At 71.6% G+C, this 12,811-nt stretch carries 11 protein-coding genes; 7 read left to right on the forward strand and 4 right to left on the reverse strand.

The annotated features are described in order from the left end of the window. Nucleotides 1-214: 214 nt before the first annotated feature. The 4 genes from ADL12_RS13900 (at nt 215) to ADL12_RS13915 (ending at nt 4,802) form a co-directional block, all read left to right on the forward strand. Complete coding sequence (locus ADL12_RS13900; protein WP_062702113.1) at nt 215-1,165, forward strand: cytochrome c oxidase assembly protein; 951 nt, start codon at nt 215-217, stop codon at nt 1,163-1,165. Between the two features lie 131 nt (nt 1,166-1,296). Further along, nucleotides 1,297-2,622, forward strand: coding sequence for a DUF6777 domain-containing protein (locus tag ADL12_RS13905; protein ID WP_341846358.1), 1,326 nt, complete (start codon nt 1,297-1,299; stop codon nt 2,620-2,622). 46 nt (nt 2,623-2,668) lie between these two features. Beyond that, nucleotides 2,669-4,600, forward strand: coding sequence for a serine/threonine-protein kinase (locus ADL12_RS13910; protein WP_062702117.1), 1,932 nt, complete (start codon nt 2,669-2,671; stop codon nt 4,598-4,600). A 13-nt stretch (nt 4,601-4,613) separates the two neighbouring features. Continuing rightward, nucleotides 4,614-4,802, forward strand: a complete 189-nt coding sequence (locus ADL12_RS13915) for a hypothetical protein (RefSeq protein ID WP_062702119.1) — start codon at nt 4,614-4,616, stop codon at nt 4,800-4,802. A 3-nt stretch (nt 4,803-4,805) separates the two neighbouring features. Here ADL12_RS13915 and ADL12_RS13920 read toward each other — a convergent pair whose 3' ends face one another. The 4 genes from ADL12_RS13920 to ADL12_RS13935 all read right to left on the reverse strand — a co-directional run bounded on the left by ADL12_RS13920 (nt 4,806) and on the right by ADL12_RS13935 (nt 9,119). After that, complete coding sequence (locus ADL12_RS13920) at nt 4,806-6,011, reverse strand: sensor histidine kinase (RefSeq protein ID WP_062702121.1); 1,206 nt, start codon at nt 6,009-6,011, stop codon at nt 4,806-4,808. Between the two features lie 247 nt (nt 6,012-6,258). Continuing rightward, complete coding sequence (locus ADL12_RS13925; RefSeq protein ID WP_062702123.1) at nt 6,259-7,971, reverse strand: sodium/solute symporter; 1,713 nt, start codon at nt 7,969-7,971, stop codon at nt 6,259-6,261. A 21-nt stretch (nt 7,972-7,992) separates the two neighbouring features. Continuing rightward, nucleotides 7,993-8,352: a hypothetical protein gene (locus ADL12_RS13930; RefSeq protein WP_062702125.1), complete on the reverse strand. Its 360-nt coding sequence runs from the start codon at nt 8,350-8,352 to the stop codon at nt 7,993-7,995. A gap of 2 nt (nt 8,353-8,354) precedes the next feature. Next, on the reverse strand, nt 8,355-9,119 hold the full coding sequence (locus ADL12_RS13935; protein ID WP_062702127.1) for a LytR/AlgR family response regulator transcription factor: 765 nt from the start codon (nt 9,117-9,119) through the stop codon (nt 8,355-8,357). 89 nt (nt 9,120-9,208) lie between these two features. Between ADL12_RS13935 and ADL12_RS13940 the strand changes: the two genes are divergently transcribed. The 3 genes from ADL12_RS13940 to rocD all read left to right on the forward strand — a co-directional run bounded on the left by ADL12_RS13940 (nt 9,209) and on the right by rocD (nt 11,898). Beyond that, nucleotides 9,209-9,706 carry an Lrp/AsnC family transcriptional regulator gene (locus tag ADL12_RS13940; protein WP_062702128.1) on the forward strand — a complete coding sequence of 166 codons (498 nt, stop codon included), beginning with the start codon at nt 9,209-9,211 and terminating at the stop codon, nt 9,704-9,706. 156 nt (nt 9,707-9,862) lie between these two features. Then, nucleotides 9,863-10,681: a dimethylargininase gene (gene ddaH / locus ADL12_RS13945; RefSeq protein ID WP_062702131.1), complete on the forward strand. Its 819-nt coding sequence runs from the start codon at nt 9,863-9,865 to the stop codon at nt 10,679-10,681. Continuing rightward, nucleotides 10,681-11,898: an ornithine--oxo-acid transaminase gene (gene rocD / locus ADL12_RS13950; RefSeq protein ID WP_062702132.1), complete on the forward strand. Its 1,218-nt coding sequence runs from the start codon at nt 10,681-10,683 to the stop codon at nt 11,896-11,898. The genes ddaH and rocD overlap by 1 nt, the downstream gene beginning before the upstream one ends. Nucleotides 11,899-12,811 lie beyond the last annotated feature (913 nt).

Genomic DNA, 12,811 nt, shown 5'->3' on the forward strand with positions numbered 1-12,811 from the left:
TACCACCCGCGCGAACAGCTCCCACAACTCGTCCGGCACCAGCCGCTCAACGATCCCTGCCACGACCGGCAGCTTACCCAGCCAAATGAGATGACGTCTTAGGGGGCTCGCCGTAGGGGCGATGCGGCTGCCCCCGGTCGAAAGCTCGGCCGGGGGCAGTTCTAGTCTTGGTGCGGACAGACAGCACATCCCCCCACGAAACAGGAGCCGTCGGATGGATCACAGCGGGCACGGCATGATCATGGACTTGCCGCCGTTCACGCTGGGGCGGGGGCTTCAGTGGTCGGCCGACCCGTTCTTCCTCGTTGCCTGTGTGGTCGCGCTCGCGCTGTATGCGTGGGGTGTTGTGCGGCTGCGGCGGCGTGGGGACTCGTGGTCCGTCGGGCGGACCGTCTCGTACGTCGCCGGTGTGCTGTCCGTGATGCTCGTCATGTGCACCGGACTGAACGACTACGGCATGGTCATGTTCAGCGTGCACATGGTGCAGCACATGGTGATCAGCATGCTGTCGCCGATCCTGATCCTGCTCGGCGCCCCGATCACGCTGGCGCTGCGGGCGCTGCCGCCGGCGGGGCGGGGGCGCAAGGGGCCGCGGGAGTTGTTGCTGGCCCTCCTGCACAGCCGGTACATGCGGATCATCACGCATCCGGCGTTCACCATCCCGCTGTTCATCGCCAGCCTGTACGCGCTGTACTTCACGCCGATCTTCGACTTCCTGATGGGCTCCAAGACGGGGCACATCGCGATGATGGTGCACTTCCTCGCCGTGGGTGTGGTGTTCTTCTGGCCGATCATCGGCGTGGATCCCGGTCCGCACCGGCCGGGTTATCTGATGCGGATGCTGGAGCTGTTCGCGGGTATGCCGTTCCACGCGTTCTTCGGCATCGCGTTGATGATGGCGTCGGAGCCGATGGTCGAGACGTTCAAGAACCCGCCCGCCTCGCTCGGTATCGACGCGCTCTCCGACCAGAACGCGGCAGGCGGCATCGCCTGGGCGTTCAGTGAGATTCCGTCCGTGCTGGTGCTGATCGCGCTGCTGTTCCAGTGGTACGGCTCCGAGCAGCGGCAGGCCCGGCGCAAGGACCGGGCCGCCGACCGGGACGGCGACAAGGAACTCGAGGCGTACAACGCCTATTTGGCCTCATTGAACACACGCGGAAACTGAGGAAACCGAAAGGCTTCGCCTTTCAGTAGCATGAAGCGCGTCGGGGGAACCGCCGGGGGGGAGCGGTAATGGCGCTTCGCGTTTTCGTACACAGGGCCGGGAAATCGGTGATTCGGAGGATCGCCGTCCTGTTGGTCTTCGTTCTGGCGCTCAGCGGGTGCGATCAGGACGCACCGTTGTCGGCGGTGAAGGCGGTGGCCTCGGGGGTTCCGTCGCTCGCGCCCTTCTTCGACGAGAGCCAGGGGCTGGGGCGGGACGCGCAGGTCAGGGTACAGACGGCGCACGGCGGCCTGCAGCAGGGTGACACTCCCGGTCTGTACGGGGGTTCCGAGCAGGCGACGATCTGTGACGTCGTACGGCTCAAGGAGTTCCTCACCGATCCCGCCAATGAGCACAAGGCACAGGCGTGGGCTGCGGCGCTCTCGATCAGCACGGCCGAGATTCCGGATTATCTCGATCGCCTCACGCCCGTACTCCTGCGTCACGACACTCTCGTGAAGAACCACGACTACAAAAAGGGCAAGGCCGCCCCTTTCAACGCGCTTCTTCAGTCGGGAATCGCGATTCTCGTCGATGCGGAAGGTCTTCCCGCCGTGAAGTGCTCGTGCGGAAATCCGCTGCGGCCCTTCGAAGGGGACACGACCCGGATAAAGGTCGAATTCGACGACCGCAACGAGGAGTGGAAAGGGTACGAAAAGGCGTCCGTGGTGGCCGTGCGGCCCGCTGCACGGGAAGTGGAGCGGCTCGCTCTCGTCGACGTCCATGAACCGGACCGGGGCGTCAACCGTCCCGTCGGCACCACGGGCGAGGACGACACCGCGTTCGACACGCGTGAGCGGCGCTCGGTGCCGAACCTCGCCGGGACGACGTTCGGGCAGGCCGGTCGGCGGCTGGCCGACAAGGGGCTCGCGGTCGCCTTCGACGGCGGAGGGCTGCCGCCGGACGACGCCCGGGTCACGGCATCGGATCCACCGGCCGGGACCGAGCTGCGGTTCGGGGAGTACGTGACGTTGAGCGTGGCCGGGCGCAGCACCGCCGGTGACTCGTCCGGTGGCACGTCCGCTCCCCCGGGCCCGGGGACATCCCAGCCGACTCGGGATCCGTCGACCTCGACGCCGTCGCCGTCCTCGCCGTCCTCGCCGTCCACATCGACTCCGCCGCCCTCGTCCTCCGGCCCGGGTACGACCAGCCCCGGTCCCACGAGCGGGCCCCCGCCCTCGGGCCCGCCCTCCTCCGCTCCGCCCTCCTCGAACTCGCCGCCCACCTCCAGCGCGCCCCCGTCGACCAAGGACCCCACGTCCAGCTCGCCACCCCCGCCCGTGACCAGCTCACCCCCGCAGACCACGAGCTCGCCCCCGACCAGCGCCCCGCCGCCCGAGACCAGCGTGCCCGCCACGACCGATCCGGCGACCGGCGCCCCGTCCACCGGCGAGCCCATCTCGCGCACGAACGCATAGCAGCCACCGCAGCGCCCCGCAGAACGCACAACCCGGGAGTCACCGGATGCCTTCAGAATCGTCGACGTCGGGAGTGGGCCGGGTCATCGCCGGTCGTTATCTGCTGCTGAACCGGCTGGGCAGCGGCGGCATGGGGCATGTCTGGCTCGCCCACGACCAGAGACTCGCCTGCGAGGTCGCGCTCAAGGAGATCGTGTTCCGGGACCCGGCCGAGGCCTACGAGCGCGAGGCCCGGGTGGCCCGCGCCCGCGCGGAGGCCCGGCACGCGGCGGGGCTGCGCGGGCATCCGCATGTGGTGACCGTGCACGACGTGCTGGAGCACGAGGGGCTGCCGTGGATCGTCATGGAGTACGTGGCCGGCGCCGTCAACCTGCGTGACCTCATCGAGCAGCGTGGCCCGCTCGCGCCCGCGGAGTGCGCCCGCATCGGGCTCGCCGTACTCGACGCGCTGACCGCCGGACACGAGCGGGGCGTCATGCACCGGGACGTGAAACCGGCGAACATCCTGCTGGCGCCGGACCGCACCGGGGCGCCGTACGGCCGTGTGCTGCTCACCGACTACGGCATCTCGGTGCAGCCGGACGCCGGCGAGACGCGGTACACGCTGGCGTCGGTGCTCGTGGGTACGTCGGGCTATCTGGCGCCGGAGCGGGCCACGGGCGGGGCACCCACGCCGGCCGCCGATCTGTTCTCGCTGGGCTGCACGCTGTACTACGGCGTCGAGGGCCGGGGCCCCTTCGACCGCGAGTCGCATCTGGCGGAGATCACCGCGGTGGTGATGGAGGAGCCCCGGCCGACCGCGCGGGCCGGCGCCCTGGAGCCCGTGCTGCGGGCGCTGCTGGAGAAGGATCCGCAGCGGCGGATGTCCGCGGCTCAGGCGGAGGCGGCGCTTTCGCGGATCGTCACGCCGGAGGTCGACGCGTACGCGCGGACCCAGACCGATCTCGGTTCGCAGCCGCACTGGGGTGGGGCGTTCCGTCCCCCGTCCGGATCTCCCGACGGGCCGCACGGCCCGGGCTCCGTGACCGGGCAGCCCGGTGGGCCGCAGGGCGTGCGCTCGCTGCCCGAGCCGCCCGGGGGTCCGCAGGGCCTCGGCTCCCTTGCCGAGCAGCCCGGCGAGCTGCAGGGCTTCGTTGCCTGGCCCGGCGGGCGGCGTCGCACCCGCCCCCGCGTCCTCCACGCGGTCCTCGCCGGACTCCTCGGGCTGGCGCTCGCGGGGGCCGGTGTCTGGTACGCCATGGCGCAGGAGTCCGAGACCGACGGGACGGAGCGGCCGTACGGCGCCGCGGTCGGGCTCGGCGATCCGCTGACGGGCGGTGACTGTGTGCTCGCCGACTGGCCCGGCACGGCCCCCTTCCGGGGCACGCCCCGGCTGAGTCTGGATCCCAGCTGCGGGGCGAAGGCGCCGGACGGGCAGGTGATGGCGTTCGTCGCGGCCGCGTCCGCCGCCCAGGCGCGCGAGGAGGGGCCGGCGGCCTGCGAGGAGCGGACGGAGGAGATCCGCGGGCGGCTCGCGGACGTCCGCAGCTTCGCCGTCGTACCGACGGAGGCGGGGTTCGAGGCGGCCGGGCGACGCACGGCCTGTCTGGTGCTGGGCGCGCACGGGCCGGTGTACGGGCCGCTGGGTGAGCACCGGAAGGCGGGGGCGGCCTTCGCGGATACGGCGACCATGCAGCGGCGGGACTGTCTGGACGTGCGCTCCCACCGGGACGCCCGTCTGGTGTCCTGCGAGGGGCCGCACGACGAGCAGGTGCTCGGATTCACCCGGCTGGGCGCCGACGTCACCCTCACCGAGGCGCGCACCGAGTCGGACACCGCGTGCGCCCGGGAGGTGCCGCCGCGCGAGTACGGATTCGATCCTTCCGTGTACACGGCCGGCTCCTGGACGAGCGAAGGGTCCTGGAAGAACGGCACTCATTTCGTCGTATGCACCGTCCGGAAGCAGAACGGGGGCACCATGGAGGGGGACGAACCATGAGGAGGGTGTTGCGATGCCCGGTTCTAGCGGTTCCAGCGGTTCTACGGACGGGTCCACCAAGGCGATGGGGGTGCTCACCGTCGGCGGACTCGTCGTGGTGACGGCCTACACGGTGGCGCTCGGGAGCAATGGCTGGCTGTGGTTCGGGTGGGTGGTGCTGGGGCTGATCACGCTGGGGATGGTCGTCAGCCGCAGCGCCTGAGCCTCACTCCCGGGTGAGCCGTCCCGCGGAGTGCACGCCCGGCTGGTACTTCGGCAGCCGGGCGGTGATCTTCATGCCCGCTCCCAGGGCGGTCTCGATGACGAGGCCGTAGTCGTCGCCGTACACCTGCCTGAGCCGGTCGTCGACGTTGGACAGCCCGATGCCGCCCGACGGGCTGACCTCGCCGGCGAGGATGCGGCGCAGCAGGACGGGGTCCATGCCGGCGCCGTCGTCCTCGATGATGACGAGGGCTTCGGCGCCGGCGTCCTGTGCCGTGATCTGGATGCGGCATTTGTCGGCCTTGCCCTCCAGGCCGTGCTTGACGGCGTTCTCGACGAGCGGCTGAAGGCAGAGGAAGGGCAGGGCCACCGGCAGGACCTCCGGCGCGATCTGGAGGGTGACCGAAAGGCGGTCGCCGAAGCGTGCCCGTACCAGCGCCAAGTAGTGGTCGATGGCGTGGAGTTCGTCGGCGAGGGTGGTGAAGTCGCCGTGCCTGCGGAAGGAGTAGCGGGTGAAGTCGGCGAACTCCAGGAGCAGTTCACGGGCGCGCTCGGGGTCGGTGCGGACGAAGCTCGCGATCACCGCGAGCGAGTTGAAGATGAAGTGCGGGGAGATCTGGGCGCGCAGGGCCTTGATCTCGGCCTCGATCAGGCGGGTGCGGGACTGGTCGAGGTCGGCCAGCTCCAGCTGCACGGACACCCAGCGGGCCACCTCGCCGGCCGCCCGCACCAGCACCGCCGACTCGCGGGGCGCGCAGGCGACGAGGGCGCCGTGGACCCGGTCGTCGACGGTGAGCGGGGCGACGACGGCCCAGCGCACCGGGCAGTCGGGGGTGTCGCAGGTGAGCGGGAAGGCCTCGCCGCGGCCCGACTCCAGTGGTCCGCCGAGGAGTTCCATGATCTGCGTACGGTGATGTCCGCCCACGCCGTCCCAGACCAGCACGTCCTTCTGGTCGGTCAGGCACAGCGCATCCGTGCCGAGCAGTGAGCGGAGCCTGCGGGCCGACTTGCGGGCGGTCTCCTCGGTGAGTCCGGCCCGCAGCGGGGGTGCGGCGAGGGACGCGGTGTGCAGGGTCTCGAAGGTGGCGTGCTCGACGGGGGTGCCGAGACCGCCGAGGTTCTCGGGGCGGGCCGTGCGCCGGCCGAGCCAGAAGCCGGCGGCGAGCAGCGGCAGGATCGCCACGCACAGGCCCGCGATGAATCCGCTCATGCCGTCCCCGCCCCTCGCCGCCCGGGGATGCGTCCGCTCATGCCAGGACGCGCCCCGGGCCGCCCGGCGAAGAGACCGCACATGCCACGACCCGCCCCGCGCCGCCCGGCAAAGCGACCGCCCACACCACGACCCGCCCCGCGCCGCCCGGCAAAGCGACCGCCCACACCACCACCCGCACCACGCCACCCGGCAAAGCGACCGCACAAGCCGCCACCCGCACCACGCTGCCCGGCGATGAGACTCCTCACCCCTTCACCTCCACCCTCAGCTCCTCCGGCAGATGGAACCGCGCCAGGATCGCCGCCGTCCCGGCCGGCACCCGGCCCGGGGTGGCCAGGGAGACCAGGATCATCGTGAGGAAGCCCAGCGGCACCGACCACAGCGCGGGCCAGGCGAGCAGCGCGTGCAGCGCCCCGGAGCCGGGGAAGCCGGCCATCGTCGCCGCGACCGCGAGCAGTGCCGAGCCGCCACCCACCAGCATCCCGGCCGCCGCGCCGGGCGGGGTCAGCCGTCGCCACCAGATGCCGAGGACGAGCAGCGGGCAGAAGGACGACGCGGAGACCGCGAAGGCCAGGCCCACCGCGTCGGCGACCGGCAGGCCGCCGACCAGGGCGCTCGCGGCGAGCGGGACGGCCATGGCGAGGACCGTGCCGAGCCGGAAGTGCCGTACGCCGCGCGAGGGGAGCACGTCCTGGGTGAGGACGCCCGCGACGGCCATGGTCAGGCCCGACGCCGTGGACAGGAACGCGGCGAAGGCGCCGCCCGCGACCAGTGCGCCGAGCAGATCGCCGCCCAGGCCGCCGATCATGCGGTCCGGCAGGAGCAGTGCGGCGGCGTCCGCGTCCCCGGTGAGGGTGAGTTCGGGGGCGTAGAGGCGGCCGAGGGCGCCGTAGACCGGGGGCAGGAGGTAGAAGGCGCCGATCAGGCCGAGCACGGCGACGGTGGTGCGGCGGGCGGCGACGCCGTGCGGGCTGGTGTAGAAGCGGACGACGACGTGCGGCAGGCCCATGGTGCCGAGGAAGGTGGCGAGGATCAGTCCGTACGTGGCGTACAGCGGGCGTTCGCCGCGGCTCTCGGCCTGGGAGGGGGACAGGCCGCCGTTGGCCGAGCGGTCGGGTTCGGGGACCTCGGCGCCCTTCGCGAAGGTCAGGCGGGTGCCGCCCTCGATGTGGTGGGTGCCGGCGGGGAGCCGGAGCTGCTTGTCGTCGTGGCTGCGGCCGTCGACCGTGCCGCTCACCGTGACGGTCAGGGGCCGGTCGAGCTTCAGGTTGAGGGTGCCGTCGACGCGGACGACGCGCTGTTCGCGGAAGGTCGCCGGTTCGTCGAAGGCGTGCCGGGGGGCGCCGTCGCCCTGCCAGGCGAGGATCAGGAAGAGGGCGGGGACGAGCAGGGCCGTGAGTTTGAGCCAGTACTGGAAGGCCTGCACGAAGGTGATGCTGCGCATGCCGCCGGCGGCGACGATGGCGACCACGACGACGGCGACGATCACTCCGCCGAGCCAGTCGGGTGCGCCCGTCAGCACGGTCAAGGTCAGTCCGGCGCCCTGGAGCTGGGGCAGCAGATACAGCCAGCCGGTGCCGACGACGAAGGCGCCCGCGAGCCGCCGTACCGCCTGCGAGGAGAGGCGGGCCTCGGCGAAGTCGGGGAGGGTGTAGGCGCCCGAGCGGCGCAGCGGGGCCGCGACGAACAGCAGCAGGACCAGGTATCCGGCGGCGTAGCCGACCGGGTACCAGAGCATGTCCGGGCCCTGCACGAGGACCAGGCCCGCGATGCCGAGGAAGGAGGCGGCGGAGAGGTACTCGCCGCTGATCGCGGCCGCGTTGAGGCGGGGGCCGACGGTGCGGGAGGCGACGTAGAAGTCGGAGGTGGTGCGGGAGATGCGCAGGCCGAAGGCGCCGACGAGGATGGTCGCCAGGACGACGAGGGCGACGGCGGGGACGGCGTAGCTGGAGTTCACGGCCCTGTTGGTTCCTCTGACTCAGCGGTCTTCGACGAGCCGGACGAAGTCCCGTTCGTTGCGCTCCGCGCGGCGCACGAACCAGCGGGCCAGCAGGACCAGCGGTGCGTAGAGGCCGAAGCCGAGGACCGCCCATTCCAGGTGGCGGGAGTCCGGCATCGCGGCGAACAGCAGGGGCAGCGGGCCGACGAGCAGGCCGAGGACGGCGAGCACGGCGAGGGCAGTGCGCAGCTGGGTGCGCATCAGGGAGCGGACGTAGGTGTGGCCGAGGGTGGTCTGTTCGTCGATCTCGGTGCGCGGGCGGTAGTAGCCGGAGACCCGGCGGGCCTGCCGGGGCGGGCCGGTGACGACGACCCGACGGTCGGCGGGGTTGCCGGGCATGGTCACGCCCTCCTCATGAGCAGGTCCCGCAGCTCGCGGGCGTGCCGTCGGCTGACCTGGAGTTCCTCGGAGCCGACCAGGACGCTGACGGTGCCCGCGTCCAGACGGAGCTCGCCGATGTGGCGCAGGGCGACGAGATGGCGGCGGTGGATGCGGACGAAACCGCGGGAACGCCAGCGCTCCTCCAGGGTCGACAGGGGGATGCGGACGAGGTGGCTGCCCTTGTCGGTGTGCAGGCGGGCGTAGTCGCCCTGGGCCTCGACGTGGGTGATGTCGTCGACGGAGACGAAGCGGGTCACGCCGCCGAGCTCGACGGGTATGTGGTCGGGGTCGGGCTCGCTCACGGGTATGCGGGGGGCGGTGTCGCGGAGCTCTGCGGCGCGCAGTTCGACGGCTCGGCGGACCGCCTCCGCCAGGCGCTCCTTGCGGACGGGCTTGAGGATGTAGTCGACGGCCTTGAGGTCGAAGGCCTGGACGGCGAAGTCCTCGTGGGCGGTGACGAACACGACCAGCGGCGGCTTGGCGAACCCGGTCAGCAGCCGGGCCAGGTCCAGTCCGTCCAGGCCGGGCATGTTGATGTCGAGGAAGACGACGTCGATCGCCTCGGGCCCGCCCGGCCCCGACTCCAGGGCGCGGTTGATCCGGCGCAGCGCCTCGGTCGCATCGCCTGCGCCCTCCGCGCTGCCGATGCGGGGGTCGGCGTGCAGGAGGTAGAGCAGTTCCTCCAGCGAGGGGCGTTCGTCGTCGACAGCGAGGGCGCGCAGCATGAATCCGGAGTGTAGGAGGAATTCGCACGTCTGGACATGTGGTCCGGGTGGACGTTCGCGCTGGGTGTCGTCCCGCTTACAGTGCCCACATGAACAGCGGCGCGGCATCCTTCGACGAACTCGACCGGAAGATCATCACGGCGCTGATGGCGAACGCCAGGACGAGTTTCGCGGAGATCGGTACGAGCGTCGGGCTGTCGGCGACCGCGGTCAAGCGGCGCGTGGACCGGCTGCGCGACACGGGGGTGATCACCGGGTTCACGGCCACGGTCAAGCCGTCGGCGCTGGGCTGGCGTACGGAGGCGTACGTCGAGGTGTACTGCGAGGGCGCGGCCCCGCCGCGGCGGCTCGCGGAGGTGGTCCGCAACCATCCGGAGATCACCGCGGCGATGACGGTGACGGGGGGCGCGGACGCGTTGCTGCATGTGCGGGCGCGGGACGTGGAGCACTTCGAGGAGGTGCTGGAGCGGATCCGCGTCGAGCCGTTCATCCGGAAGACGATCAGCGTGATGGTGCTGTCCCATCTGCTCCCCGAGAGCCCCGAGGCGGGCGCGAGCCAGCCGGCGCCGGAGCAGACGCCCCGCTGAACCTTTCCCGGGCGCAGCAGACCTGCGTTCTTCGAAGAAACTACGCAGCATTCCTGCGCGGACACGCAATATTTCTTCCTTGTCGCTCGTCTCCGGCACTTCTTACCTTGGTGTCAACCCTCAGTCGACACTCCCAGGAAGCGGAGGAACCCCTCTGTGACCGACTCCCGTGTGCCGCGCCGGCGGCGGTATCTCGTCTGCGAACCCAGACACTTCGCCGTGCAGTACGCGATCAACCCCTGGATGCATCCCGACGCCCCCGTCGACGTCGACCTGGCCCAGGCGCAGTGGCAGGCGCTGATCACCGCCTACCGGACCCATGGCCACACCGTCGACACGGTGGAGCCCGCCCCCGGCCTGCCGGACATGGTCTTCGCCGCGAACTCGGCGGTCGTCGTCGGCGGCCGTGTCTTCGGCTCCCTCTTCCACGCGCCGGAGCGGCGCCCCGAGTCCACGCACTACGACACCTGGTTCAAGGCGGCGGGCTACGACGTGTACCGCCCCGAGTCCGTCTGCGAGGGCGAGGGCGACCTGGTCTGGACGGGCCGGTACGTGCTGGCCGGCACCGGGTTCCGTACGACCCGCGAGGCCCATAGCGAGGTGCAGGAGTTCTTCGGCCATCCGGTGATCAGCCTGACGCTGGTGGACCCGCGCTTCTACCACTTGGACACGGCGCTGTTCGTCCTCGACGGCGGGCACGAAGAAAATATCGTGTACTACCCGGAGGCGTTCTCGCCGGGCAGCCGTGAGGTGCTGGCGCGGCTGTACCCGGACGCCGTGCTCGCCACCCTCGACGACGCGCTGGCGTTCGGCCTCAACTCCGTGTCCGACGGCCGCAACGTCTTCATCGCGCCCCAGGCCGAGGCTCTCACCTCCGCCCTCGCCGACCGCGGCTATGTCCCCGTCCCCGTCGACCTGTCGGAGTTCCGCAAGGCCGGCGGCGGCATCAAGTGCTGCACCCAGGAGATCCGCTGATGACCGCTCCCGTGACCACCCGCTCGTCCGCCGACCTGATCCGCGCCGAGGAACCGGTCCTCGCGCACAACTACCATCCGCTGCCCGTGGTCGTCGCGCGCGCCGAGGGCACGTGGGTGGAGGACGTGGAGGGCCGCCGCTACCTCGACATGCTGGCCGGTTACTCGGCCCTGAACTTCGGCCACCGCCACCCGGCGCTGATCGAGGCGGCGCATCACCAGCTCGACCGCCTGACCCTCACGTCCCGCGCCTTCCACAACGACAAGCTGGCCGAATTCGCGGAGCGGCTCGCGTCGTTGACGGGGCTGGACATGGTGCTGCCCATGAACACGGGCGCCGAAGCGGTCGAGTCCGGCATCAAGGTGGCCCGCAAGTGGGCGTACGAGGTGAAGGGCGTCCCGGCGGACCAGGCGACGATCGTGGTGGCTGCGGAGAACTTCCACGGCCGTACGACGACGATCGTGTCGTTCTCCACGGACGAGACGGCGCGGCAGGGCTTCGGTCCCTTCACGCCGGGTTTCCGGATCGTGCCGTACAACGACCTGGCGGCGCTGGAGGCGGCGGTCGACGAGACGACGGCGGCGGTGCTGCTGGAGCCGATCCAGGGCGAGGCGGGTGTTGTCATCCCGGACGAGGGCTACCTGACCGGCGTACGGGAACTGACCCGCCGCAAGGGCTGTCTGTTCATCGCGGACGAGATCCAGTCGGGCCTCGGCCGCACGGGCCGTACCCTCGCCGTCGAACACGAGGCGGTCGTGCCGGACGTGCTCCTGCTGGGCAAGGCGCTGGGCGGCGGCATCGTGCCGGTGTCGGCGGTGGTGGCCCGCCGTGACGTACTCGGCGTGCTGCGCCCGGGCGAGCACGGCTCGACGTTCGGCGGCAACCCGTTGGCCGCCGCGGTCGGCACGGCGGTGGTCGACCTCCTCGAAACAGGCGAGTTCCAGCGCCGGGCCACCGAGCTGGGCGTGGCCCTGCGGGGCGGCCTGTCGGCCCTGGTCGGCAAGGGCGTCCTCGGCTTCCGCGCGCGGGGCCTGTGGGCGGGCGTCGACATCGACCCGACGTTCGGCACGGGCCGCGAGATCGGCGAACGGCTCCTACGCGAGGGCGTCCTGGTCAAGGACACCCACGGCTCCACGATCCGCCTGGCACCACCACTGACGATCACGACGGATGAGCTGACGGAGGCACTGGGGGCGCTGGAGAAGGTACTGGCGTAGGCGCCCGGCCGGCAGCCCGGTCCTGAGGCATCGGGGCCGGGCTGCCACCGTTCCACCTGACCGAGGCCACGCTCACGACGCGCGACGCGAAATACCGGACGGCAGGCCCGCAAAGCACCGACGCGAAGGCGCCGGCCCCCGCCACCGCACCACCCCAGCACTCCGGGCCAGGAACCTCGCGCTCACGCCCAGCGACGCGAAAAAACCGAATGCCGACGCCAGGCCCGCAGGAACCCACGCGAGGGCGCCTGACCCCGGCAACTGTGCCCCCGGGCCACCAACGGCCGGCCCGGCTCCCGGACCACGGGGAAGGCCGGCAGCCACCATCCCCCTTGAAGGCCTCGCCACTCACCCCCACCGACACCGACACCACCCCGCAAAGGCACCGGCACGAGAGCGCCAGCCCCCCACAACCGCACTACCCCAGCCCCCCGAGCCAGGAACAGCCCAACTCCCGAACCAGTGAGAAAGCCGGGCAGCCACCACCCCGCCTGACCGACGTCGCGCTCACGCCCCTCGACGCGAATGCACCGAAAGCCGGCGGCAGGCCGCCAGGCACCGACGCGAGAGCGCCAGCCCCCGGCGACCGCACTGCACCCGCCCCCCGGGCCAGGCAGGACCCGGCTCCCGAACCACCGAGAACACCGGGCAGCCACCACCCCGCCTGACGACCTCGCCACTCATCCCCACCGACACGAACACCGACGCCGAACGTCAGGCCCGCAAAGGCGCCGACACGGGACGCCTGACCCCGGCAAGCAGATCCGCGCCCGTACCGGAACCGCCAGGAGAGGGGCCCGGTTACGTTCCACCTGGAGTGGAGCGCGCCCGCCTTCCGCTGGACCGCTCCCACCGCCCTGCGTTTCGCCGCCCCCTCTTCTCCCCGGTGGGGATGGGGGCGCCGGCATGGGGC

It is taken from the genome of Streptomyces regalis, from assembly GCF_001509475.1.
GTDB classification, from domain to species: Bacteria; Actinomycetota; Actinomycetes; order Streptomycetales; family Streptomycetaceae; genus Streptomyces; species Streptomyces regalis.